Here is a 22,570-nt window from a genome sequence, read left to right on the forward strand (position 1 = left end):
CTGGAGTCGGGGCGTGGGCGCGGCTGTTGGACACGCCGTGGACGGTGTCACCGACTTCCAACCGGGTCGGGATGCGACTGCAGGGGCCGCGGCTCGGTCGGCGACAGGGGAGATCCCCGAGTGAGGGGCATGGTGCTCGGTGGAGTCCAGTTGCCCCCGGACGGTCGGCCGGTGGTCTTCCTCGCCGACCATCCGGTGACAGGCGAGCTACCCGATCGTCGCCGTGGTGGACGCCGCCGACATCGCAGGTCGCCGCGCAGGCGGCGCCGGGCACGCAGGTGCGCTTCAGTCGGCTCGCCGACCGGCTCTGGCCAGATGTGGGGTCGCAGGTCGGGGTCGTCGATCGGGAAGCTCCGCACCGGCCCGGGGCCGCTCTCCGCAGTCTCGAAGCGGACCGTCACCACGGTGCGTCCCGAGCCCCACACCCAGCCGCAGGCCGTGCTCCGGGTGCTCGACGTCCATGCCGGGCGCCCAGCCGCGTGGGAAGAACTGTGGGAGCTCCGGTTCGGGCTTCGGTTCCTCCTCTTCGTCCTGCTCGTCGGCGAAGGAGAAGAGGTCGTCCTGCACCCAGTCGGCAAGCCCGGAGACACCGACGCCGAGAAGACGTACGCCGCCGCGCGGCTCCAGTTCGGTGAGCAACGCCTTGGCGGTGCGGGCGATCGTGGTCGCCTCGTCGGTGGGGAGGCCAAGGTGGTGGACCGGCTCAACGTGGTGAAGTCGTGGAGACGCACCTTGAGCGTCACCGTGCGGCCCGAGATGCCCTGCTTGGCGAGACGGCGGGCGACGTCGCCCGCATGGCGCTGGACGAATGCCTCCATGAGGTGCCGGTCGGTGACGTCTTCGGGATAGGTGCCCTCGACGCTGACCGACTTCGCCTCGCGCTCGGGGTGGACCGAGCGGTGATCGATGGCACGGGCGAGCAGGAAGAGCGCGCTGCCGTGGGCCTGCCCGAGCAGACGGACGAGCTCGTCCTCGCTGCGCTCCTCGAGTTCGGCAACGGTGTGCACGCCGATGCGCCGCAGTCGTTCGGTGGTGGCAGGACCGACCCCTGGCAGCACCGTCACCTGCATCGGACGCAACATCGCCTGTTCGGTGCCTGGCGCCACCAGCACCAGTCCGTCGGGCTTCTCCAGGTCACTGGCCACCTTGGCAATGAACTTCGACGAGCCGATCCCGACGCTGGCAGTCAGGCCGCCGGTGGCCTCCTGGACGCGGGCACGCAGCTCCTCCCCGAACCTCCGGAGCCCGGCCAGGTCGGTCGTGTCGACGTCGCTCGACTCGAGGTCGACGAAGGCCTCGTCGATGGAGAGTGGCTCGACGAGGGTGAGATCGCACGGAGCAGGTCCATGACGACCCTGCTGGCCGCGCGATAGGCCGGGAAGCGGCCGCTCAGGAAGGCAGCGTGGGGACAGCGGGCCCGGGCCTCGCGGGTGCTCATCGCGGACCGTACGCCGGACTTGCGGGCCTCGTAGGACGCGGTGGACACCACGCCGCGCCCTCCGGTGCCGCCCACCACGACTGGTTTGCCTCGCAGCGACGGCTTGTCGCGCTGCTCGACCGACGCGAAGAAGGCATCGAGATCGATGTGGAGCACCGACGCCTGGGACCTCATGAGGGCACGTTAAGCCATGTCCCCGACACGACTGGGCCGGCCTGTGTCCACAGCCGTCGATGTGGCGGAAGTCGTCCACAGGCAACCGGGCGGTGTGGTTGCCGGTTCCCGGCGCGGGCAGCACCTCGCCATGAAGACCACATCGCCCTTTGTCGTGTCCACCACCGAGGACCTCCTCGCCGTCGCCCCTTCGTGATCGGATTCCAGCCTGAGGAGTCCGTCGTGATGCTGACGTGTGCCGGCCCCACCTCCGTTCATGCCCGGATCGACCTGCCGCGGAGCGACGACGACGTGATCGTCGCCGTCGACCAGCTGGTCGGTGCCGCGCTCGCCAACGACGTGGCGGCCGTGGCGCTCCTCGTCTACTCCGACGACGTCTTCAACGCGGCCAGGGTGAGTGAGCGCTTCCTGCTCACCAGTCTTGCCGAAGGTGTCGACGTGGTCGTGGCGATCCGGGTGCACGACAGCCTCTGGTTCACCCTGCCCGACTGCTTCATCGAGGGTGCCCGCCTCGAAGGCGTCCCGTTCGACATCAGCAACCATCCGCTCACGGTGCAGGGTGTGCTGACCGGGCGGATCACCCACCGGAGCCGCGACGACCTGGCAGCCACGCTCGATCCGGATCCGGAGGCGATCCCCCGGGTCGAAGCGGCGTTGCGCGAGTCCGCGCCACCGCGCGGCGGCGACGGGGCGCAGCGGCGGGTGCGCTCCGTCGTACGTCGCCACTCACGCTCCCGGGAGGCGCCCAGTGACGGCGTGGTCGCCGAGCTCCTGCTCTGCCTCGCCGATGAGTCGACCGCTGTCGAGGTGGGCCGGCGCATGCGCCACGAGGGGCTGTCGAGCGGCTCGAGTTCTGGGTCGACGTGCTCCGACGCGCGCCGGCCGAGCATGTCCCGCACGCGGCGGCCATGACCGCATTGGCGGCCTACCTGGCCGGCGACGGGGCGTTGGCGTGGTGCGCGATCGACAGGGTCAACGCCACTGGCCTGGGTCACCCGGTTGCGCGGGCCGTCGCCGACAACCTCGACAACGCAGTGGCGCCCACCGAATGGGGTGCCTGACCGCGGCGCACGCGACTACGCTGCCGGAATGGGTGAAGACATCGCGTCCCAGGAGTTCACACGTGCTGACCGCGTGCGCCACCGGGAGAAGGTGCGCCAGTGTCTCGACGTGTTCACCCGGATGCTCCGCGAGTCGGTGTTCGACACCGACGACCCGATGATCGGCCTGGAGATCGAGCTCAATCTCGTCGACGACGAAGCGATGCCGTCGATGAAGAGCGCCGAGGTGCTCGACGAGATCGCCGATCCCGACTTCCAGACGGAGCTCGGGCAGTTCAACGTCGAGATCAATGTGCCCCCGCGGCACCTCCACCAGGACGGGCTCGAGGCCTACGAGCTGGGTTTGCGCGACAGCCTCAACCATGCCGAGGAACGGGCTCGTGACGTTGGTGCGCACATGGTCATGATCGGGATCCTGCCGACGCTGGGCGAGGAGCACCTCACGGCAGATGCGCTCGCTCCGAACCCGCGCTACCGCCTGCTCAGCGACCAGATCCTCAACAGTCGCGGTGAAGACATCGTCATCGACATCGCCGGTGCCGAACGGTTGCGGACCACCGCCGACACCATCATTCCCGAGGCTGCCTGCACCAGCACCCAGCTGCACCTGCAGTGTTCGCCCGACGACTTCGCGGGCCACTGGAACGCCGCGCAGGCGATCGCCGGCATCCAGCTGGCGGTCGGTGCCAACTCGCCGATGCTCCTCGGCAAGGAGTTGTGGGCCGAGACGAGGATCCCACTCTTCGAGCAGGCCACCGACACCCGCAGCGAGGAGCTCAAGGCGCAGGGAGTGCGACCACGGGTGTGGTTCGGCGAGCGCTGGATCACCTCGGTCTTCGACCTCTTCGAGGAGAACGTCCGCTACTTCCCGGCCCTGCTGCCGGTCACCGAGGACGAGGACCCCGAACAGGTCCTGGCCGACGGGGAGTGCCGACACTGGCTGAGCTGCGGCTCCACAACGGCACCGTCTACCGTTGGAACCGGCCTGTCTACGACATCGCCGAGGGGGTGCCTCACCTGCGGGTGGAGAACCGGGTCCTGGCGGCCGGCCCGACCGTGGTCGACACCCTTGCCAACGCTGCCTTCTGGTTCGGTCTGGTGCGCCAGCTGTCCAACGCCGAGCGACCGTTGTGGTCGCAGATGTCCTTCAGCGCGGCCGAGGAGAACTTCCATCAGGCCGCCCGCCACGGCATCGACGCCGAGGTCTACTGGCCGGGCCTGGGCCAGGTGCGTGCCACCGAGCTCATCCTGCGCCGGTTGCTCCCGGTCGCGGCCGAAGGCCTCTCGGCCTGGGGCGTCAAGGCGGAGAACTCAGACAGGCTGCTGAGCATCATCGAGCAGCGCTGTGTCACCGGCGTCAACGGAGCTTCGTGGTTCGTGGGGCGGGTGCATGCGCGTGAAGCCGATCTGGGGCGGCGGGAGGCCGTTCGGCGCGCGTTGGTGGACTATCGCGAGCAGATGCATGACAACGCTCCGGTGCACACCTGGGGGTCATGACGTCCTGGCGCGCACCCACGTGAGGGTACGGCTGGCGCGGACGTCGGTCCCGCCCGACTTGGTGATCACCCACAGCCGCGGGATCGGCAGGTTCCTTGCCGTGGCGGCCCGCTCCACCTCGCGCAGCCAACGCCGGTCCTCGACATCGTCGCGCGGAGTTCCGGGACGCAGGATCCAGGCATCTCCAGCCGACTCCGTCGACAGCATCTCGGTCACCAGGGCCCGTTCGACGAGGGCATCGACCATGTCGGCGACCAGGGCGTCGTCGACGCGCCGCTCGGTCGGCGCCTCGACCTCGACGTGACTGCCGGCGAGCGTTCCCACCCGGAGCCGGGGTGGGAACGTCCACCCCGGTGCTCGCGGCGCAGGGCGGCCACGGCGCTGCGAAGTGCCCGGTCGGAGGGCGTGAGCCGGGAGCGACGGGGAGGGGCGGGTACGTCGGTCACCTCCCCACCTTGCCTGAAGCTGCCGACACCGGGCGGAGGTTCTCCACAAGGCCGGTGAGGGCGACGTACGCCCGATGTCCGGGTCGCTGGCAGAATCGAACCCATGGTGGACCTCCAGATCTGTCAGGACCCTGACGCCGACGCCGTTCTCTCGGCCAGCCCCTTCGCCCTTGTCGCCGGGATGCTGCTCGACCAGCAGTATCCGATGGAGCACGCCTTCCGCGGCCCCCACAAGGTGCAGCAACGGCTGGGCAGCTTCACCCCCGATGCCGTCGCGTCCGCCGATCCCGAGCAGTTCGCTGCCCTGTGTGCGGAGACGCCCGCGGTCCACCGGTTCCCGGGATCGATGGCCGCGCGGCTGCAGGACCTGGCTCGGTTGGTCAATGAGGAGTACGACGGCGAGGCCGAGCGGATCTGGACCGAGGCGAAGGATGCCAAGGACCTCGACAAGCGGATCCGGGCGCTGCCGGGCTTCGGTGCCCAGAAGGCGAAGATCTTCCAGGCACTGCTCGCCAAGCAGTTGGGCGTGCGTCTCGACGGCTGGGAGAAGGTCACCGGGGACTACTCGTTGGAGGGGCACCGGTCGGTGGCCGACGTCGTCGACGACGTCACGCTGCAGAAGGTGCGCGACCACAAGAAGCAGATGAAGGCCGCTGCGAAGGCGAAGGCCTGAGCCGGTCCGCCCCTGAATCACCTGGCATTCACGGCGGTGCCGACAGTCCCACCGACCGGGCTGGGGTGGGGCGATCAGGGAGTTCCTTGGGAGTCGTGTCAGAATGTGTCTGCGGCTCTTGACGACACCGGGACTTGCCGCGCCCCAAAGCATTATCCGAGAGGTGTTCGTGTCTTCGAACTCACGCACGTTGTTGCCGGCCGAGGTGCTGATGCACCCTTCGATCGTCGGACTGGTCGAGGAGGCCGCCCCGACCGGCACCACCTCGCCAGAGGCGGTGCGCCGTGCCAGCGAGCAGGCGGCGATCGAACCTCGGCACCTGCGGGCGCTCCTGGTGCACCTGGCTGAGAAGGGGATCACCGTCGCCCTCGACGCCGAGGACCAGAAGCGCGCCGTTGCGGCGACGTCGCCGCGCAAGGCGACCGCGAGCGCCACCGCGAAGAAGGCTGCGGCCAAGAAGGCTCCCGCCAAGAAGGCTGCGCCGACCGAGACCGCCGCGGTCAGGGCGGCTGCCGCCAAGACGGCTGCCGCAGCCAAGAGGGCTGCGAAGCAGGCCGCCGAGGCGCCCGCCGTGGTGATCGGACCCGACGGCAAGAAGGTCCTGCCCGACATCCCGGACGAGCAGTTCGAGAAGGACGTCGCGGCCGATCCCAGCATCAAGGAGGACGAGAAGGAAGCATCCTTCGTCGTCTCCGCCGCTGATGACACCGACGAGCCCGAGCAGCAGGTCATGGTGGCCGGTGCCACCGCGGACCCGGTCAAGGACTACCTGAAGCAGATCGGCAAGGTTCCGCTCCTCAACGCCGAGATGGAGGTGGAACTGGCGAAGCGCATCGAGGCCGGCCTCTTCTCCGACGAGAAGCTCGCCAAGGGCGGCAAGATCACGCCCAAGGTGCTCGAGGAGCTCGAGTGGATCGCCGCCGACGGTCGCCGTGCCAAGAACCACCTGCTCGAGGCCAACCTGCGACTCGTCGTCTCGCTGGCCAAGCGCTACACCGGTCGCGGCATGCTCTTCCTCGACCTGATCCAGGAAGGCAACCTCGGCCTGATCCGTGCCGTCGAGAAGTTCGACTACACCAAGGGCTACAAGTTCTCGACCTACGCCACCTGGTGGATCCGCCAAGCGATCACGCGCGCCATGGCTGACCAGGCCCGCACCATCCGGATCCCGGTGCACATGGTCGAGGTCATCAACAAGCTGGCTCGCGTCCAGCGCCAGATGCTCCAGGACCTGGGCCGCGAGCCCACCCCCGAGGAGCTCGCCAAGGAACTCGACATGACCCCGGAGAAGGTCGTCGAGGTCCAGAAGTACGGTCGCGAGCCGATCTCCCTGCACACCCCCTGGGCGAGGACGGCGACTCCGAGTTCGGCGACCTCATCGAGGACTCCGAGGCGATCGTGCCGGCGGACGCCGTGTCGTTCACCTTGCTGCAGGAGCAGCTGCACGCGGTGCTCGACACCCTCTCCGAGCGTGAGGCCGGTGTCGTCTCGATGCGCTTCGGGCTGACCGACGGTCAACCCAAGACCCTCGACGAGATCGGCAAGGTCTATGGCGTGACCCGCGAGCGGATCCGCCAGATCGAGTCCAAGACGATGTCGAAGCTGCGTCACCCCAGCCGCTCCCAGGTGCTGCGCGACTACCTCGACTGAGTTCGCTCCTTCACGTGTGGCGGTTGGCGCTGCGGGTACACGGAGGGGCACGGGTCCTTCGCGTGCAACCCTTTCCGGGTTGCACGCGTCTCCTGTGTGGAGAGGGTCAACTCGGTGACCCTCTGGGACACCTCGAGGAGACCGCATGTTGAAGAAGGGCATCACCGCAACCACCGCAGCGCTGGCCGTCCTGGCGCTGACCGCTCCGGCGGCGTACGCCGACAAGACCGTCATCGATGACGGAGCCGACGCGACGGCGTCGAACAACGACATTCTCACCGTGACGATCAAGCACCAGGCCAAGAAGTTGGTGGTGCGTAGCGACTACACCGATCTGCGCAAGGTCAGCGACGCCGGCTCGGCGAGCACCGCGATCTTCATCGACACCAAGAAGAACCGGAAGGGCCCGGAACTCGCGCTGGTCTCCGCTCTGGAGTCGGGCACCGACTACGCGCTGGTGAAGGTCAAGAACTGGAAGATCAGCGACAAGCGTGTCAACTGCAACCATTCGCTCAAGCTGAAGTGGAAGAAGGACTTCTCCAAGCTGACGATGGACCGTGCCTGCTTCGGGCAGAAGGCCAAGGTGCGAGTCAGCCAGAAGATGGTCGACCAGTACGACGCCTCGCACCCGGTCATCGACTGGGCACCCGGCAAGCGCTCCTTCAGCGGGTGGGTCAGGAGCAGCGCAGCCGGCTGATGCCGGGGCGCCCGTTCAGGTGAGCACCACGCCGACGGCCCACACTGCGGCTGCCGCAACGGCGGCGCAGAACTCGATGAGGATCGACAGCCCGGCGGCCTTCAGAGCCGCCCACGTGGTGCCCCTGGCAGCACCCACGCCCACGCGCCGTGCCTCGGTGAGATAGATCCCGAGCACGAAGCCCAACACGATGCCGATCACGGGCACCACGAAGAATCCGATGATGCCGAGCAGCGCCCCCACGAGCAGGGACTCGCTGGGGATTCCGCTGCGCTTGAGGCTTCGGCCGGGGACGGCGTACTTCACCACGCTGCCGAGCACGATGAGGGCCAGCGCGATGCCGGTCACGGTCCAAGCGGTGGAACCGCCCACCTGGAAGCCCCACGTGATCAGGGCGGCCGTGATCAGCAGCATGCCGGGCAGGACGGGCACCACGATGCCGGCAATGCCGACGGCGATGGCAAGGGCGACAGCGGCATCGAACAAGGTCACGGGGCCAGCCTGTCATTCAGGTCGGAGAATGCACGAAGCCCCGACACGTCGAGTGTCGGGGCTTCGTGGAAGTCGTCGATCAGTCCGCGGCAGGCGTGCTGGAACCGCCAAGCTTGTGGGTCTCATCCACGACCGTGGTGGCTACCTCGCGAAGCTTGTTTCCGTGTTCCCGGGCGTGGTGAGCGCAGAAGAGCAGGTCCAGGCCGGAAGCGAGCTCCACTCGGAGGTAGGCCTGAGCGCCGCACCGGTCACAGCGGTCTTCCGCCGTCAGGGAGGTGCTGGGGGCAACTGTAGTAGTCACAATCGGCCTCACTTTCTCGTGTGTTCGTCCGGTTCAACGAGGAACTCGTGGAAAAGATTCCCCACGTGGTGCTCATCTCACCCTTCGTTGGTCAACATCCAATCATGAAGTCCAAACGCGTGCGGGTAGCCACTCCACGGATTGGACCGTTCCCACACGGATGAGACGTCCCTCCTCACCCCTTGTGACGCGTTCGGCACCGACTTGGTTGCACCGATCCGAGGCGACGCGGGCGGGGCTCCACACGTTCCGACGTACGAGCGACTAGATTCGACTTTGCACAGGCGAGACGAAGGACTCCATCATCGACAACACGTACAACGCCGCGCACCTGCTTGTCCTCGAAGGACTCGAAGCGGTGCGCAAGCGGCCAGGTATGTACATCGGCTCCACGGACACCCGCGGGCTGATGCATTGCGTCTGGGAGATCATCGACAACGGCGTGGACGAGGCGCTTGCGGGCGCGGCGTCCGCCGTCGAGGTGACCTTGCACCCGGACGGCTCCGTCGAGGTCTATGACGACGGGCGAGGCATCCCCACCGACAAGGAGCCCCGCACCGGGCTGCCCGGGGTCGAGGTCGTGGCCACGAAGCTCCACGCGGGAGGCAAGTTCGGTGGTGGCTCGTACGTCGCCACGGGCGGTCTGCACGGCGTTGGCCTCTCGGTCGTCAACGCGCTCTCCAGTCGGATGGACATCGACGTCGATCGGTCGCCGACGACGCAGGGCCTGAGCTTCCGGCGCGGCGTACCCGGTGTCTTCGAAGGCGACGGCCCCGATGCGGAGTTCGAGGCCAAGTCGGGCCTCACCCGCAAGGGCAAGAGGGTCGCCAAGGGCAAGTCCGGGACCCGGATCCGTTTCTGGCCAGATCGTCAGATCTTCACGAAGGATGCGGGCTATGTCTGGGACGAGCTGTTGGGTCGCGCTCGTCAGACCTCGTTCATCGTGCCCGGGCTCGAGCTCGTCATCCGCGACCAGCGGGGACCGGAGTTCGTCGAGGAGAAGTTCCGCCACGACGGCGGCATCGCGGAGTTCGTAGAGTTCCTCGCCTCCGACGAGCCGGTCACCGAAGTGCTGCGGTTGCAGGGAGCCGGCAGCTTCACCGAGACGGTTCCGTTGCTGGACGACAAGGGGCACATGACGCCCCAGGAGATCGAGCGGGAGCTCGCGGTCGACGTCGCTGTCCGGTGGGGCCACGGCTACGACCACCACCTGAAGTCTTTCGTCAACGTGATCGCGACCCCGAAGGGCGGCACCCATGTCGCCGGCTTCGAGCAGGCCGCCACGAAGACCTTCAACGAGGTCATGCGACAGAGCAAGGCGTTGAAGGTCAATGACGCCGACGTGATCAAGGACGACGTGCTCGAGGGCATGACCGCTGTCGTGACCGTCCGTCTGGCCGAACCCCAGTTCGAGGGCCAGACCAAGGAGATCCTCGGCACCCCAGCCGCACGGAGCGTCGTACGCAAGGTGGTCGCCAAGGAGCTCAAGGACTTCCTGACCTCCTCCAAGCGCGCTGAGAAGGCGCAGGCCAAGCTCGTCATGGAGAAGGTGGCCGGGGCGGCCAAGACCCGCATCTCGGCCCGCCAGCTGAAGGAGACGCAGCGGCGGAAGAACGCGCTGGAGTCGTCGACGCTGCCAGCGAAGCTCGCCGATTGCCGCTCGGGTGACAACGAGCGCTCCGAACTCTTCATCGTCGAGGGTGATTCGGCGCTCGGCACCGCCAAGCTGGCGCGCAACTCGGAGTTCCAGGCGCTGCTGCCGATCCGCGGCAAGATCCTCAACGTACAGAAGGCGTCGGTGGGCGACATGCTCAAGAACGCCGAGTGTGCCTCGATCATCCAGGTCGTCGGCGCCGGGTCGGGGCGTACCTTCGACATCGATGCTCGTCGTTACGGACGGATCATCTTCATGGCCGACGCCGACTCCGACGGTGCTCACATCCGGTGTCTGTTGGCGACGCTCTTCTTCAAGTACATGCCCGACCTGATCCGCGAGGGCCGCGTCTACTCTGCGGTGCCGCCACTGCACCGCATCGAGCTCTCCAACCCCAAGAAGGGGATGGACAAGTACGTCTACACCTACTCCGACGGCGAGTTGCAGCGGAAGCTGGCCGAGCTGACCAAGAAGAACGTTCGTTGGAAGGACCCGGTGCAGCGCTACAAGGGTCTGGGTGAGATGGACGCCGACCAACTGGCCGAGACCACCATGGACCCGCGTCGTCGCACGCTGCGTCGGATCACCGCCGACGACGCCGACGCAGCTTCGAAGGTGTTCGAGTTGCTCATGGGGTCCGAGGTCGCGCCGCGCAAGGAGTTCATCATCCAGGGCGCCTACGAGGTCGATGCCGAGGCGCTCGACGCCTGATGGGTGTTGCTGAACTGCTCGGACGGGTCCGCCAGAAGGTGCAGCGTCCGGGCGGCCCGAAGAAGCCGGGGAGACTCGAGCGTAGGTCTGACAGGGCCTACGCGGAGTGCATCGACGAGGACGGCGACCTGCTCCGCTACCTCCGTCATCGACTGGCCGAGCGGCAGGAGGACTTCGCACCACGTGACTGGGACCCGTTCCGGTAGCGGAGGGAGCGACGCATCGTGGTGGTCATTGCCTGTCTTGGGAATGCGCGGACCCCTGGGGACGTTTAGATTTCAACAACTACGTCCTTGAGGAGTCTGCATGTCTGTCGTCGTCACCGGTGCCACGGGTCACCTGGGCAACCTGGTCGTCCGTTCCCTGATCGCACGCGGGACCGAGCCCGCTTCCATCGTCGCCACCGGCCGGTCTGCTGACCGGCTCACGGAACTCGCCGCCCTCGGGGTGCAGACTGCCGCGTTCGACTTCAATGCGCCGGCCGAGGGAGTCATCAAGCAGGGTGACACCGTCCTGCTCGTCTCCGGCAGCGAGGTCGGGCAGCGGGTCCCGCAACACACCAACGTGATCGAGGCCGCAACGAAGGCCGGTGCCGCGCGCGTCGTCTACACCAGCGCCCCGAAGGCCCACGACACCACGCTGGTGCTGGCTCCTGAGCACATCGCCACGGAGAGCGTCCTCCGCGAGAGTGGCCTTCCGTTCACGATCCTGCGGAACGGTTGGTACCACGAGAACTACCAGCAGAACTTCGAGCAGGCAGCGCAGACCGGTTCGCTGCTGTCCAGCGCCGGCGACGGCCGGGTGTCCAGCGCGAGTCGCGCAGATCTCGCTGACGCGGCCGCCGTCGTCCTCACCTCTGAGGGGCACGAGGGCGCGGTCTACGAACTGGGCGGCGACGAGGCGCTGAGCATGGCCGACCAAGCAGCAGTCTTCGCCGACGTCCTGGGCAAGCCGGTCGAGGTCAACAACGTCTCCACGGAAGAGCACGTGGCTGCGCTCGTCGGAGTCGGTCTCGATGAAGGCACCGCTGGGTTCGTCGCGGCGCTCGACAAGAACACCGCCGACGGGGAACTGGTCGTCGACTCCGGGGATCTCGCGCGGCTGATCGGCCGTCCGACCCAAACGTTCGCCGACGCCGTACGGTCCTGGGCCGTCTGATCAATCGGGCCAGGCGCAGCGCGCTCCGGACTGTGTCACCAAAACTGTTGCTTGGTGTGTGTGGCTACGGCCCACAGGCTGGCAATTCCCCGCCCGGGCGGGGAATTGCCAGATCCGGAGTGGTTCAAACCAGGTAGGAGTGCGCCCGGGCGAGCTCAGCGGCAGCCTGAGTGACGACCCGGTCGACGAGCTGTTCGCAGGTGGGCAGGTCGTCGAGGATGCCGACGACCTGGCCGGAGGCGAGTACGCCCGCGTTGGTGTCGCCCTCGACCAGACCGGCCTTGAGCATCATCGGCGTGTTGGCGGCCAGCGTCATCTGGGCGAGGGTACGGCCCTGGTTCTTCTTCATCTCGCGCCCGTCCTTGGCCAGTTGCATCCAGGACATGCCCGACATCTTCTTGAACTCCAGCGTCCGCTTGACCGTGGGGGCCAGGCGGCGGACCGCGCTGGTCTCCTCGATCTCCTCGACGAACGGGGTGCGCAGCATTCGGTGCGGCATCCCGTCGACCTTGGCGGTCACGACGGTGCCGTCGAGTCCGTAGCCGAGGTAGAGCTCCTTAACTGCCTGCGGCACCGCGCTGTCGGCGGTGAGCAGGAAGCGGGTGCCCATGCCGATGCCCGCGGCGCCGTAGGACAGCGCGGCGGCCAGGCCACGCCCGTCGAAGAAACCACCGGCGGCGATCACCGGGATGTCGACCGCGTCGAGCACCGACGGCAGAAGCAGGGTGGTGGGAGTGGCGCCGGTGTGGCCCCCGCCCTCGCCACCCTGGATCATCACGGCGTCCGCGCCCCACGAGGCGACCTTCTTGGCGTGCTTCGGCAGGCCGACGCTCGGGATCACGACGATGTCGTTCTCCTTGAGCTTGGCGATCAACTCCGGCTTCGGTGCCAGCGCGAACGAGGCCACCTTCACCCCGTGCTTGATCAGCAGTTCGCAGCGCGCCGGCGCGTCAGCGGCGTCGGCCCGCAGGTTGACCCCGAACGGCTGGTCGGTGCGGCTCTTGACCTCGACGATCGCCTTCTCGAGCTCCTCGTAGGTCATCGTCGCCGAAGCGAGGATGCCCAGACCACCGGCGTTCGCGGTGGCCGAGACGAGCCGCGGCCCCGCGACCCAGCCCATCCCGGTCTGCACGACCGGGTGGCGTACGCCGACCAAGTCGGTCAGCGGGGTGCGCAGCAGCTGCTCGGTGCTCACTTCGCGGCCTCGACGGGCGGGACCTCGCGGTCGCGGATGTTCTTCGGGTCGAGCACGTTGCGGATGATCATCAGCTCGGAGGCGTCGGGCACCCGCGTGGTCGGCACCTCGCCCTGGATCTTGAGGTCGAAGCCGGTGGCCTCGACGACCTCGTCAACCGTGACCCCGGGGTGCACCGAGAGCAGGCGCACGGTGTCGTCCGGGCCGTTCACGTCGAAGACGCCGAGGTTGGAGACGATCCGGTGGATGTCGTTGTGCTTCGACGCGCCCGGGCCGGACTCCTTGGCAGCCTTCGGGCCGACGCCGGAGACGATGTCGACCTTCTCCACGAAGACCCGAGGCGAGTGCTTCGGCACCCAGTAGGAGGTGCGGTTGTTCACGGTGTTGCCCGGGGCGCCACGCGAGCCGAGGAGCTGCCGCTTCGGCTGCAGGTGGGGTCCGATGGCGGAGATGTTCTGGTTGCCGTGCTTGTCGACCTGGGTGGCGCCCATCATCACGTGGCGACGGCCGTAGGCCACCACGTCGAAGACGCGGCGGAAGGGGATCCAGCCCTCGACCACGTCGCCCTTGGCGAACAGGGGCGGAACACCGGCGAGGAAGAGAGCCTCTCCGTCGGAGATCACCAGGTCGGGATTGGAGGTGAGCTTGGCCAGGCGAACACCCAGCATCGGCAGGGTGCCCATCGGGGAACCGAAGATCTCGCCGTCCTCGGCGAACGCATCGGCGATGGCGGCGGCGCAGACCTCTGCGCGAGTCACGTCAGTCATGTTCAGTCTCCTCTTCAGGCCTGCTCGGCGTGGAACGCCTTGACGGCGTCCTGGTAGGCGGCCTCGTCACCCGAGAGGAACCGCTCCTTGAACGCAGCCCACGTCTCGGGGTCCTTCACGGACGTGGCGTAGTGCTTCTGGAACTTCTCGTCGCGCTCGTAGTCGGGCACGCAGTTGGTGAAGTGAGCCCCGTTGGGGGTCTCCACGACGCCGGCCACCATCATCCGGTTGAGCAGCACCCGCTGGAACGGGGTGTCGGTGGTCAGACCGGCGGTGTCGATGATCTGCTCGCACGACACGAAGGTCTTCTCGGCGGCCATCGCGAACAAGTCGTCGAAGTAGGGGTCGGGGCCGAGGTAGCTGGCGTTGCCGTGCTCGTCGGCACGGTTCAGGTGCACGAGGGCGACATCGAGCTTGAGGGCCGGCACGGCCACGAACTCCTCGACGTCTCCGTTCTCGTCGGCGTACGGGCTGGCGACCAGCTTGAGCTCGGGGTTGTTGACCAGGACGTCGGAGCCCAGCCCGGCGCGCAGCGGCAGGAACGGAAGGTTCTCGGCGGCTGCCTTCAGGCCCGTGTAGAACATGCCCTCGTCCCACTCGCAGATCTCCGGGATCGTGCGGTTCTGGCGGGCGTTCTGGAAGTTGGGCTCCAGTGGCACGGTGTCCATCGTGACGAAGGCGTAGACCAGCTTCTTGATCTTGCCGGCCTCCGCGAGCAGGCCGACGTCAGCGCCGCCCCAGGAGACGATGGTGAGGTCCTTGAGGTCCGAGCGGAGGATGGCGCGGACCAGTGCCATCGGCTTGCGCCGGGGACCCCAGCCACCGATTCCGATGGTCATGCCGTCGGAGAGTTGGGCGACGACCTCGTCGATCGTCATCTGCTTGCTGCGCGGTTTTGTCACTTGGTGGCCTCCTTGGACCCGGACTTGTCGGTGCCCGCGAAATCATCGCGGAGTTCGTCGGACACACCCATGAGGTTGAGCTCGAAGGTGAAGCCCTGTTCGAAGCGGTAGCTCTTGTTGACGTCGATGGGGTCGATCCCGTTGATCGCCTCCTTGGCGGCACGGATGACCTTGTTGTTCTTGCTGGCGATCACGCGGGCCACCTCGAGGGCGGCCTCGAGGAGCTCCTCGCGAGGTACCACGCGGTGGACCGATCCGAACTGCACGAGGTCGGACGCGGCGATCTTGCCAGCGGTGAAGTAGAGGGTGCGCATCATGTGTTGCGGGACCAGGCGTGCCATGTGGGTGGCGGCGCCGAGCGCTCCCTGGTTCACCTCGGGCACGGAGAAGTAGGCGTCCTCGGAGGCGACCACGACGTCGGCGTTGCCGACCAGGCCGACGCCGCCGCCGATGCAGTGGCCGTTGACCGCGGCGATCACCGGAACCGGGCACTCGTAGACGGCCTTGAACGCCGCGTAGCAGCCGGAGTTGGCGCCGAGCAGCGCCTCGAACCCGGTGGTGTTCTGCATCTCCTTGATGTCCACGCCGGCGTTGAACCCGCGCCCCTCGGCTCGCAACACCACCACGTGGGTGTCGCGATCCTGGCCGGCCTCGTCGAGGGCCTTCGCCACGCCGTACCAGTCGGAGACGGGGAGTGCGTTGACCTTGCCGTGTTCCATCGTGATGACCCGGACGTGGTCCTCACGGAGCTCGGAGGTGATTGCCATCGCTTACGACCCTTTCGCAGTGACCGCCGCGTCCCCGGAAGGGGCGGGCCGGATCCACACAACCAAACGTTTGCTTGGTAGCCTAGCAGCATGTCCCTCTCCATTGACCTCACCGGCCGCGTCGCCCTCGTCACCGGCGGCACCAAGGGCATCGGCGCCGGAATCGCGGCCACGCTCGTCGAAGCGGGTGCCCACGTCGTGACCTGCGCCCGGTCCGAGGTGACCCCGGCTCCCGGTACGACCCACGTGGTCTGCGACGTCCGCGACGCCGATGCCGTCCACGCGATGATCGATGGCATCGTCGCTGAGCACGGGCGGCTCGACATCGCCGTCAACAACGCCGGGGAGCGCCGTACGCACTCCTCGCCGACGGATCGCCGCGTTTCCACGACAAGATCATGGGGCTCAACTTCACCTCCGTGCTGCTGGTTGCCCAGGCCGCCAACCGGGTGATGCAGGCGCAGGACCAGGGCGGCAGCATCGTCAACATCTCCTCGATCTCCGCGCTGCGGCCCTCGCCGGGCACGGCGGTGTACGGCGCCGCCAAGGCTGCCGTCGACCAGCTCACCGTGAGCGCGGGCATGGAATGGGCGCCCAAGGTGCGGGTCAACTCGATCAACGTGGGCCTGTGCCGCACCACGGACACCGCCGACCACTACGGCGGCGACGAGACGGTTGCCGCCATCGAGCAGACGATCCCGCTGGGCCGCATGGCCAAGCCGGAGGAGGTCGGCAACGTTGCCCTCTTCCTGGCCTCGGACCTCAGCTCCTATGTCACCGGTGCCTCGATCCAGTGCCACGGCGGTGGCGAGCCGCCCGTCTTCCAGCACGTCCTCGACAACCTCAACCAGGCCTGACCGGCCAAAACGAAGGAGCCCCTCCCATGAGTAAGATCCTGGATGGCCGCGTCGCCATCGTCACCGGAGCCGGCCGCGGCATCGGTCGGGCGCACGCCCTCGAGCTCGCCCGCCAGGGCGCCAAGGTGGTCGTCAACGACTTCGGCGTCTCCAACAACGGAGTGAAGGAGGACAGCCCGGCCCACCAGGTCGTCGCAGAGATCGAGGCCCTGGGCGGTGAGGCCGTGGTCAACGGCGCCGATGTCGCCGACTTCGAGCAGGCCGCAGCGCTGGTCCAGCAGGCGATCGACACCTTCGGTGGGCTCGACATCCTCGTCAACAACGCCGGCTTCGTGCGTGACCGCATGCTGGTCAACGCCACGGAGGACGAGTGGGATGCCGTCATCCGGGTGCACCTCAAGGGTCACTTCGCGACGCTACGGCACGCCGCGGCGTACTGGCGCGCCGAGTCCAAGGCCGACCGTCAGCGCGCCGGCCGCGTCATCAACACCACGTCCGGTGCTGGGCTCCAGGGCTCCATCGGCCAGGTTGCCTACTCCGCGGCCAAGGGCGGCATCGCGACGATGACCCTGGTGGCTGCCGCTGAGCTCGGTCGCGTGGGCGTCACCGTCAACGCGATTGCTCCGGTTGCCAAGACCCGCATGACCGAGGGTGCCTTCGACACCTCCGAGATGGCGCTGCCCGAGGACAACTCACCGGTCGTCGCCTGGCTCGCCTCCGAGGCCGCGGGTCACGTCACGGGTCGGGTCTTCGAGATCGACGGCGGCCTGCTCACCCTCGAGGACGGGTGGCGTCACGGCGCCGCCCGCGATGCGGGCCGGCGCTGGGAGGCCAGCGAGCTCGGTGACGTCGTCGACGCGCTCATCGCCGAGGGCGCCGTACCGGACAAGGTCTACGGTTCCTGATCTTCGCGTCGTGACCTCCTGCGCCCCGGTTGCTCCAGCAGCCGGGGCGCAGTGCCTTCCCTGGCGTGAACGCCAGTTGATGTGGGCGGGTCATGGAAATCTCGGGTCATGGAAACCTTGGGTGCAAGAATCTTCCGGATCGCTGTCGATCCTGGATGCTTCCGTCCGTCATCGTGGTGTCGGGCCGCCCGGTTCGACACCGACAAGTCACCCTGGAGACATCATGAAGTACGCACTGCTGCTGATGGGCCACCTCAACGATCCGGCCTGCGGTGAGGAGGGAGGGGCGAGCCCGGAGCAGTTCTTCGCCTTCGACCAGGAGATCACGGATGCGGGCGTCGTGGTCAGCTCGTTCGCGCTCGAGGATCCTGAGCACGGGGCGATCGTGCGCAGCGACGACAACGGTGAGCGCATCGTCTCCTCAGGGCCCTTCGCGGAGGTCCAGGAGTTCGTCGGCGGGGGCTACATCATCGACGTGCCTGACCTTGACGCCGCCGTGGACTGGGCACGCCGCAGCCCCGGGTCCGCGCCCGGCGGACACGTCGAGATCCGTCCACTCGCCCCGTACTGAGTCGGCAGCCCATGACCGCGCAGAACGAGGTGCGCCGGGTCGTGGCCGCGATCGACCAAGATGTCCGGGCCCGCGTCCTGGGCTCCCTGGCACGCCGCTTCGGCGACCTCGACCTGGCCGAGGACATGTTGCAGGAGGCGTTGGCCCAGGCCCTGCGAACCTGGCCCGAGCGTGGGGTCCCGGCCGTGCCCGAGGCTTGGCTGCACACCACCGCCAAGCGGAAGGCACTCGACGTCGTACGCCGCGAGGCCGTGCTCGCCCGCAAGCTCGCTGAGCTCCGGATCCAGGAGGAGAGGCACGAGACTGCCCCGGCCGGAGCAGTACCGGATGACCGGCTCGGGCTCTTCTTCGCCTGTTGCCATCCGGTGCTGGCTCCGGAGGACCGGGTTGCCCTCACCCTCCGCTTCCTGGCTGGTCTCAGTACTGCGGAAGTGGCGCACGCGCTCCTCGTCCCGGTGCCGACGATGCAACAGCGGATCGTGCGGGCCAAGAAGCGGATCCGCACTCTCGGGGTCACCTTCGAGAGTCCGCGGCCGGAGGAGCTGCCGGCGCGGTTGCGTGGCGTGCAGCGAGTCATCTACCTGCTCTACGCGGAGGGATTCGCCCGCTCCGCGGGGAGCGAGCACATTCGTGACGACCTGACGACGGAGGCGATCCGTCTGGCAAGAGTGCTTCGAGAGCTGATGCCGTCGACGACGGAGGTCATCGGCCTGCTCGCCCTCCTCGTCCTGACCGAGGCGCGGCGTCCGGCGCGGACCGGCCCAGACGGACAGCCAGTACCACTGTCGGATCAGCAACGGACCCTGTGGCGCGCCGACCTGGTGAGGGAAGGAGTCCAGTTGGCCGAGGTTGCGGCGGCCGGACCGGAACCGGGGGCCTACTCGATCCAGGCCGCGATCGCCGCCGTGCACGCCGAAGCCGCCAGTTTCGAGGAGACCGACTGGGCACAGATAGTGGTTCTCTACCGGCTCCTGTCCGCCCACGAGCCGAACCCGGTGGTTCAACTTGGAGCGGCAGTGGCGCTCGGGCGTGCACACGGTCCCGCCGTGGGCCTGGAGCGGCTCGACGAATTGGCGGTCGAGCCCACGCTGGATCGCTATCGACCCTTCCACGTCGCCCGTGCCACGACCCTGGCGGAGCTGGGTGAGGTGGAGCGCGCCTCGCGGGCCTATCAACGTGCCCTGGAACTGCCCGGCAACGATGCGGAGGACCGGTTCCTGTTGGCGGCGCTGGCGGGACTGGACGAGAGCATGGGCCCCTGAAGGCGGAGAGCGCCGGCGGCAGGCCATGATGAAGGCATGAGCACCAAGCCACGCTGGTTCACCGACACGAAGGACGGGCACTCCCAGTGGTACATCGAGCGCTTCCGCACGATGGCCGCCGAGGGCGTCGATCTCGACGGTGAGGCCCGCACGATCGACGCCATGCTGCCCCGCGGATCCCGAGTGCTCGACGGGGGATGTGGCCCGGGCCGCCTTGGTGGCGAGTTGCACCGGCGGGGTCACGTCGTCGTCGGCGTCGACGTGGACCCGGAGCTGATCGCGGCTGCCGAGGACGACCACCCGGGTCCGCGGTGGCTCGTCGGGGACCTGGCGGAGTTGGACCTCGCGGACGAGGAGCCCTTCGACCTGGCCGTCGTGGCCGGCAACGTGATGCTCTTCGTGGCGCCCGGGACCGAGCGTCGGGTCCTCGAGCGGTTGGCGGCCCATGTGCGTCCCGGTGGCCGCATCGTGATCGGCTTCCGACGTGCGGAGGAGTACTCCTACGGGCGGTTCGACGCCGACATCACCGCAGCGGGCCTGCGGCTCGAGCATCGTTTCTCGACGTGGGACCTAGAACCCTTCAGTCGGGAGTCCGACTTCGCAGTCAGCGTCCTGCGCACGCCCTGACGAACCTTCACTCAGAACGCGCGAACCTTCACTCGGAACGCGCGAACCTTCACTCAGAACGCGCGAACCTTCACTCAGAACGCGCGAACCTTCAATTCCGCGACAACGCGGCATCCAACTGAAGGTTCGCGGGCTCTCACTGAAGGTTCGCGCGCTCCAGGTGAAGGTTCGCGGGGCGGGGTCAGCGGCGGAGGAGGCCCTTCGCCACGTGGGTCACCTGCACCTCGTTGGAGCCGGCGTGGATCATCAACGACTTCGCGTCCCGGGCGAGCTGTTCGACCCGGTACTCGGCCATGTAGCCGTTGCCGCCGAAGAGTTGCACCGCCTCCATGGCCACCTCGGTGGCTGCGCGCGACGAATAGAGCTTCATCGCAGAAGCCTCGGCGATGTCCATGGCCCCCGTGCGTTGGGCGTGCAGTCCCTTGAAGACCATGTTCTGCACGTTGACGCGGGCGATCTCCATCTCGGCCAGCTTCAGCTGGATCAGCTGGAACTGGCTGATCGGCTGGCCCCACAGCTCGCGCTGCTTGGCATAGTCGATGGAGAGCCGTTGGCACTCCTCGATGATGCCGAGGGCGAGCGTGGCGATGCCGACGCGTTCGCCGATGAAGTTCTTCCGCGCCGACTCACGGCCGTCGGAGCCGGGCTTGCCGGCCAGCAGCCGGTCAGCGCCGACCTTGACGTGGTCGAAGAAGAGCTGCCCGGTGGGGAGGACGACATGCCCATCTTCTTGAAGGGCTTCGACCGAGTGAGTCCCTCCATGTCGGCGTCGAGAACGAAGATGAGCACCGGCTGCTTGCGGCGGTCGGGTTCGGAGCCGTCGTCGAGCTTGCAGTAGACGATGATCGTGTCGGCATACGGGCCGTTGGAGATGAAGGTCTTCTGGCCGTTGATCACCCAGCCGCCGTTGCCGTCGGGCTTGGCCGTCGTACGCATGCCGCCGAAGGCGTCCGAGCCGGCGTCCGGCTCGGTGATCGCCCACGCGCCGATCTTGGCCAGGGTCATCACGTCGCGGGCCCAACGCCTGCGCTGTTCGACGGTGCCGAGCGAGTTGATGGTCCCGCCGACCATGCCTGCAGAGATCCCGATCGCGGTCGGGATGCCGAGGCCGACCTTGGCGAGCTCGATGTTGGCGATCGGGCCACCGCCGACCCCACCCTCGGGCTGCGGCTCGTCGAACGCCTCGCCAGCGGCGGCGGCCTCGTCGCGGCGGATCTGCCACTCGAAGTACTCAGCTGCGGCCTCGTCGAGACCGAACGCCTTGTAGAACTTGCGGGAGATCTCGTACGGCGGCAGGCCCTCGTGCTCGAGGTCGTCCTGGAGCGGACGGATCTCCTTGTCGACGAAGCTGCGGACGGCGTCGCGGAACGCGAGCTCTTCCTCAGTCCACGCGTACACGGCGACTGACCTCAGATCCGCTCGATGATGGTGGCCGAGGCCTGGGCGCCGCCAGCGCACATCGACACCAGTGCGGTGCTCGCGTCGCGGCGCTCGAGCTCGTGCAGCGCGGTGGTGAGCAGGCGGGTCCCGGTGGAGCCGACCGGGTGGCCGATCGCGATCGCCCCGCCGTTGACGTTGTACTTGTCTGCCGGGACGTCGTGGACCTTGGCCCACGACATGACGACCGAGGCGAAGGCTTCGTTGACCTCGCAGAGGTCGATGTCGGCGATGCTCATGCCGGAGTCCTTGAGGGCCTTCTCGGTGGCCTGGACCGGACCGTCGAGGTGGTAGTAGGGGTCGGCGCCGACGAGGCAGGACGTGATGATCCGGGCGCGGGGCTTGAGGCCGAGGCTCAGGGCCAGCTCCTCGTCCATGAGGAGGATCGCCGACGTGCCGTCGGAGATCTGCGAGGAGGAGCCGGCGGTGTGGATGCCGCCTTCAAGCACGGGCTTCAGCTTGGCCAGACCCTCGAGGGTGGTCTCGCGGAGGCCCTGGTCCTGGGTGACGGTGCGCGTCTCGCCAGTGGGCTTGCCCTCGGCGTCGAGCACCGGGGCCTCGATGGCGAAGATCTCGCGGTCGAAGCGACCCTCGTCGACGGCGATGCGCGCCTTCTGCTGGGAGGCGAGTCCGAAGGCGTCCACCTCGGCGCGGTCGAAGCCACGGTTTGCGGCGATGCGGTCTGCAGCGGAGAACTGGTCCGGCAGGTCGATGTTCCAGGAGTCGGGGCGCGGGTCACCGAAGCCGGGGGCACGCTGCTGCCGAGCGGGATGCGGCTCATCGACTCGACGCCACACGCGACGCCGGCCTTGATGGCGCCGGCGGCGATCATCGAGTTGATGAGGTGGGTCGCCTGCTGGGCCGACGAGCACTGGGCATCGATCACGGTCGAGGCGGTGTGATTGGCCAGGCCGGCGTGCATCCAGGCGCGACGGACCATGTTGTTGGACTGTTCGCCTGCCTGGGTGACGCAGCCGCCGATGACCTGCTCGATGAGGTCGGAGTCGACGCCCGCGCGCTTGAGGACCTCGGTCTGAGCGGCACCGAGCAGCTCAGCCGGGTGGATGCCGGCGAGCCATCCGCCGCGCTTGCCCTGCGGGGAACGCACTGCTTCGACGATGACGGGGTTGCCCATGGATGCCTCACTCGCTCGGTGCTGGCGGCCCCATTCGCTGCGGGGCCCGGTCCAGCGAAAGTAGAACACGTTCCTCGCCGCGACAACTTTGGGTCCCGGTCAGGAAATTGGCTCGGCGTGGCCCTTCCAAACAAACCGTTGGTATGTAACCATCATCACTAGAACGTGTTGCAGAAACGTTGGAGGAAGCACC

General features: G+C 67.8%; 24 protein-coding genes and 3 pseudogenes. 15 read left to right on the plus strand and 12 right to left on the minus strand.

Going from position 1 to position 22,570, the window contains the following annotated elements; translation table 11 throughout:
* Nucleotides 1–284: 284 nt before the first annotated feature.
* Nucleotides 285–1,612 (minus strand): annotated as a pseudogene (locus L1066_RS22685) (DNA polymerase IV); the annotation flags it as partial.
* Between the two features lie 192 nt (nucleotides 1,613–1,804).
* Here L1066_RS22685 and L1066_RS22690 point away from each other — a divergent pair.
* The 3 genes from L1066_RS22690 to L1066_RS22695 are packed head-to-tail and all read left to right on the plus strand — an operon-like array spanning nucleotide 1,805 to nucleotide 4,000.
* Entirely contained in the window at nucleotides 1,805–2,524 is a 720-nt protein-coding gene (locus L1066_RS22690; RefSeq protein WP_312008594.1) for a DUF4192 family protein, read from the plus strand.
* Nucleotides 2,476–2,673 carry a DUF4192 family protein gene (locus L1066_RS27220; protein ID WP_312008596.1) on the plus strand — a complete coding sequence of 66 codons (198 nt, stop codon included), beginning with the start codon at nucleotides 2,476–2,478 and terminating at the stop codon, nucleotides 2,671–2,673. Before L1066_RS22690 ends, L1066_RS27220 begins: the two co-directional genes overlap by 49 nt.
* A gap of 28 nt (nucleotides 2,674–2,701) precedes the next feature.
* Nucleotides 2,702–4,000, plus strand: a complete 1,299-nt coding sequence (locus L1066_RS22695) for a glutamate-cysteine ligase family protein (protein ID WP_235738650.1) — start codon at nucleotides 2,702–2,704, stop codon at nucleotides 3,998–4,000.
* Between the two features lie 164 nt (nucleotides 4,001–4,164).
* Here the strand turns inward: L1066_RS22695 and L1066_RS22700 are convergent, their stop codons facing one another.
* Complete coding sequence (locus tag L1066_RS22700; RefSeq protein WP_235738651.1) at nucleotides 4,165–4,494, minus strand: hypothetical protein; 330 nt, start codon at nucleotides 4,492–4,494, stop codon at nucleotides 4,165–4,167.
* Nucleotides 4,495–4,719: 225 nt separating this feature from the next.
* On the opposite strand from L1066_RS22700, the gene L1066_RS22705 reads away from it, so the two are divergent.
* The 3 genes and pseudogenes from L1066_RS22705 to L1066_RS22715 all read left to right on the plus strand — a co-directional run bounded on the left by L1066_RS22705 (nucleotide 4,720) and on the right by L1066_RS22715 (nucleotide 7,636).
* A complete protein-coding gene (locus L1066_RS22705) occupies nucleotides 4,720–5,289 on the plus strand; it encodes an HhH-GPD-type base excision DNA repair protein (protein ID WP_249225232.1) in 570 nt (189 codons plus the stop codon).
* 334 nt (nucleotides 5,290–5,623) lie between these two features.
* Nucleotides 5,624–6,939 (plus strand): annotated as a pseudogene (locus L1066_RS22710) (RNA polymerase sigma factor).
* 145 nt (nucleotides 6,940–7,084) lie between these two features.
* Complete coding sequence (locus L1066_RS22715) at nucleotides 7,085–7,636, plus strand: hypothetical protein (RefSeq protein WP_235738652.1); 552 nt, start codon at nucleotides 7,085–7,087, stop codon at nucleotides 7,634–7,636.
* A gap of 15 nt (nucleotides 7,637–7,651) precedes the next feature.
* Here L1066_RS22715 and L1066_RS22720 read toward each other — a convergent pair whose 3' ends face one another.
* The gene (locus L1066_RS22720) at nucleotides 7,652–8,128 is read right to left on the minus strand and encodes a DUF456 domain-containing protein (protein WP_235738653.1); all 477 of its coding nucleotides are present in this window, start codon (nucleotides 8,126–8,128) and stop codon (nucleotides 7,652–7,654) included.
* A 79-nt stretch (nucleotides 8,129–8,207) separates the two neighbouring features.
* Nucleotides 8,208–8,441, minus strand: a complete 234-nt coding sequence (locus tag L1066_RS22725; RefSeq protein WP_235738654.1) for a DUF7455 domain-containing protein — start codon at nucleotides 8,439–8,441, stop codon at nucleotides 8,208–8,210.
* A 256-nt stretch (nucleotides 8,442–8,697) separates the two neighbouring features.
* On the opposite strand from L1066_RS22725, the gene L1066_RS22730 reads away from it, so the two are divergent.
* The 3 genes from L1066_RS22730 to L1066_RS22740 all read left to right on the plus strand — a co-directional run bounded on the left by L1066_RS22730 (nucleotide 8,698) and on the right by L1066_RS22740 (nucleotide 11,952).
* Nucleotides 8,698–10,794, plus strand: a complete 2,097-nt coding sequence (locus tag L1066_RS22730) for a DNA gyrase/topoisomerase IV subunit B (RefSeq protein WP_312008666.1) — start codon at nucleotides 8,698–8,700, stop codon at nucleotides 10,792–10,794.
* Nucleotides 10,794–11,000 carry a hypothetical protein gene (locus L1066_RS22735; RefSeq protein ID WP_235738656.1) on the plus strand — a complete coding sequence of 69 codons (207 nt, stop codon included), beginning with the start codon at nucleotides 10,794–10,796 and terminating at the stop codon, nucleotides 10,998–11,000. The genes L1066_RS22730 and L1066_RS22735 overlap by 1 nt, the downstream gene beginning before the upstream one ends.
* A 100-nt stretch (nucleotides 11,001–11,100) precedes the next feature.
* Entirely contained in the window at nucleotides 11,101–11,952 is an 852-nt protein-coding gene (locus L1066_RS22740) for an SDR family oxidoreductase (protein ID WP_235738657.1), read from the plus strand.
* 124 nt (nucleotides 11,953–12,076) lie between these two features.
* Here the strand turns inward: L1066_RS22740 and L1066_RS22745 are convergent, their stop codons facing one another.
* Genes L1066_RS22745 through L1066_RS22760 form a run of 4 tightly spaced genes read right to left on the minus strand, consistent with a single transcriptional unit; the run spans nucleotide 12,077 to nucleotide 15,583 of the window.
* The gene (locus L1066_RS22745; protein WP_235738658.1) at nucleotides 12,077–13,147 is read right to left on the minus strand and encodes an NAD(P)H-dependent flavin oxidoreductase; all 1,071 of its coding nucleotides are present in this window, start codon (nucleotides 13,145–13,147) and stop codon (nucleotides 12,077–12,079) included.
* Entirely contained in the window at nucleotides 13,144–13,914 is a 771-nt protein-coding gene (locus tag L1066_RS22750) for a CoA-transferase subunit beta (RefSeq protein WP_235738659.1), read from the minus strand. Before L1066_RS22750 ends, L1066_RS22745 begins: the two co-directional genes overlap by 4 nt.
* A 14-nt stretch (nucleotides 13,915–13,928) precedes the next feature.
* Nucleotides 13,929–14,816: a CoA transferase subunit A gene (locus L1066_RS22755; protein ID WP_235738660.1), complete on the minus strand. Its 888-nt coding sequence runs from the start codon at nucleotides 14,814–14,816 to the stop codon at nucleotides 13,929–13,931.
* On the minus strand, nucleotides 14,813–15,583 hold the full coding sequence (locus L1066_RS22760) for an enoyl-CoA hydratase family protein (RefSeq protein WP_235738661.1): 771 nt from the start codon (nucleotides 15,581–15,583) through the stop codon (nucleotides 14,813–14,815). The genes L1066_RS22755 and L1066_RS22760 overlap by 4 nt, the downstream gene beginning before the upstream one ends.
* A gap of 90 nt (nucleotides 15,584–15,673) precedes the next feature.
* On the opposite strand from L1066_RS22760, the gene L1066_RS27225 reads away from it, so the two are divergent.
* The 6 genes from L1066_RS27225 (at nucleotide 15,674) to L1066_RS22785 (ending at nucleotide 19,805) form a co-directional block, all read left to right on the plus strand.
* Nucleotides 15,674–16,036, plus strand: a complete 363-nt coding sequence (locus L1066_RS27225) for an SDR family NAD(P)-dependent oxidoreductase (RefSeq protein WP_283095581.1) — start codon at nucleotides 15,674–15,676, stop codon at nucleotides 16,034–16,036.
* Complete coding sequence (locus L1066_RS27230; protein WP_283095582.1) at nucleotides 15,982–16,440, plus strand: SDR family oxidoreductase; 459 nt, start codon at nucleotides 15,982–15,984, stop codon at nucleotides 16,438–16,440. Before L1066_RS27225 ends, L1066_RS27230 begins: the two co-directional genes overlap by 55 nt.
* A gap of 26 nt (nucleotides 16,441–16,466) precedes the next feature.
* A complete protein-coding gene (locus L1066_RS22770; RefSeq protein ID WP_235738662.1) occupies nucleotides 16,467–17,345 on the plus strand; it encodes an SDR family oxidoreductase in 879 nt (292 codons plus the stop codon).
* Nucleotides 17,346–17,568: 223 nt separating this feature from the next.
* Nucleotides 17,569–17,916: a YciI family protein gene (locus L1066_RS22775; protein ID WP_235738663.1), complete on the plus strand. Its 348-nt coding sequence runs from the start codon at nucleotides 17,569–17,571 to the stop codon at nucleotides 17,914–17,916.
* An 11-nt stretch (nucleotides 17,917–17,927) separates the two neighbouring features.
* Entirely contained in the window at nucleotides 17,928–19,178 is a 1,251-nt protein-coding gene (locus tag L1066_RS22780; protein ID WP_235738664.1) for an RNA polymerase sigma factor, read from the plus strand.
* Between the two features lie 36 nt (nucleotides 19,179–19,214).
* Nucleotides 19,215–19,805, plus strand: coding sequence for a class I SAM-dependent methyltransferase (locus L1066_RS22785; protein ID WP_235738665.1), 591 nt, complete (start codon nucleotides 19,215–19,217; stop codon nucleotides 19,803–19,805).
* A 181-nt stretch (nucleotides 19,806–19,986) separates the two neighbouring features.
* Here the strand turns inward: L1066_RS22785 and L1066_RS28140 are convergent, their stop codons facing one another.
* The 4 genes and pseudogenes from L1066_RS28140 to L1066_RS27235 all read right to left on the minus strand — a co-directional run.
* Entirely contained in the window at nucleotides 19,987–20,394 is a 408-nt protein-coding gene (locus L1066_RS28140; protein ID WP_235738781.1) for an acyl-CoA dehydrogenase family protein, read from the minus strand.
* Nucleotides 20,289–21,203: an acyl-CoA dehydrogenase family protein gene (locus L1066_RS22795; protein WP_235738666.1), complete on the minus strand. Its 915-nt coding sequence runs from the start codon at nucleotides 21,201–21,203 to the stop codon at nucleotides 20,289–20,291. The genes L1066_RS28140 and L1066_RS22795 overlap by 106 nt, the downstream gene beginning before the upstream one ends.
* A gap of 11 nt (nucleotides 21,204–21,214) precedes the next feature.
* Entirely contained in the window at nucleotides 21,215–22,114 is a 900-nt protein-coding gene (locus L1066_RS22800) for an acetyl-CoA C-acyltransferase (protein WP_312008604.1), read from the minus strand.
* Nucleotides 22,015–22,377: pseudogene (locus tag L1066_RS27235) on the minus strand (thiolase family protein); the annotation flags it as partial. The pseudogene L1066_RS27235 and the gene L1066_RS22800, both read right to left, overlap by 100 nt.
* Nucleotides 22,378–22,570 lie beyond the last annotated feature (193 nt).

Source organism: Nocardioides alcanivorans (assembly GCF_021555175.1).
Taxonomy (GTDB): domain Bacteria; phylum Actinomycetota; class Actinomycetes; order Propionibacteriales; family Nocardioidaceae; genus Nocardioides; species Nocardioides alcanivorans.

What these genes read in the sequence shown, in the direction of transcription:
- L1066_RS22695 (WP_235738650.1), top strand. Translation starts at nt 2,702, where the DNA reads ATGGGTGAAGACATCGCGTCCCAGGAGTTCACACGTGCTGACCGCGTG.
- L1066_RS22705 (WP_249225232.1), top strand. Translation starts at nt 4,720, where the DNA reads ATGGTGGACCTCCAGATCTGTCAGGACCCTGACGCCGACGCCGTTCTC.
- L1066_RS22715 (WP_235738652.1), top strand. Translation starts at nt 7,085, where the DNA reads ATGTTGAAGAAGGGCATCACCGCAACCACCGCAGCGCTGGCCGTCCTG.
- L1066_RS22735 (WP_235738656.1), top strand. Translation starts at nt 10,794, where the DNA reads ATGGGTGTTGCTGAACTGCTCGGACGGGTCCGCCAGAAGGTGCAGCGT.
- L1066_RS22740 (WP_235738657.1), top strand. Translation starts at nt 11,101, where the DNA reads ATGTCTGTCGTCGTCACCGGTGCCACGGGTCACCTGGGCAACCTGGTC.
- L1066_RS22750 (WP_235738659.1), bottom strand. Translation starts at nt 13,914, where the DNA reads ATGACTGACGTGACTCGCGCAGAGGTCTGCGCCGCCGCCATCGCCGAT.
- L1066_RS22760 (WP_235738661.1), bottom strand. Translation starts at nt 15,583, where the DNA reads ATGGCAATCACCTCCGAGCTCCGTGAGGACCACGTCCGGGTCATCACG.
- L1066_RS27225 (WP_283095581.1), top strand. Translation starts at nt 15,674, where the DNA reads ATGTCCCTCTCCATTGACCTCACCGGCCGCGTCGCCCTCGTCACCGGC.
- L1066_RS27230 (WP_283095582.1), top strand. Translation starts at nt 15,982, where the DNA reads ATGGGGCTCAACTTCACCTCCGTGCTGCTGGTTGCCCAGGCCGCCAAC.
- L1066_RS22770 (WP_235738662.1), top strand. Translation starts at nt 16,467, where the DNA reads ATGAGTAAGATCCTGGATGGCCGCGTCGCCATCGTCACCGGAGCCGGC.
- L1066_RS22775 (WP_235738663.1), top strand. Translation starts at nt 17,569, where the DNA reads ATGAAGTACGCACTGCTGCTGATGGGCCACCTCAACGATCCGGCCTGC.
- L1066_RS22780 (WP_235738664.1), top strand. Translation starts at nt 17,928, where the DNA reads ATGACCGCGCAGAACGAGGTGCGCCGGGTCGTGGCCGCGATCGACCAA.
- L1066_RS22785 (WP_235738665.1), top strand. Translation starts at nt 19,215, where the DNA reads ATGAGCACCAAGCCACGCTGGTTCACCGACACGAAGGACGGGCACTCC.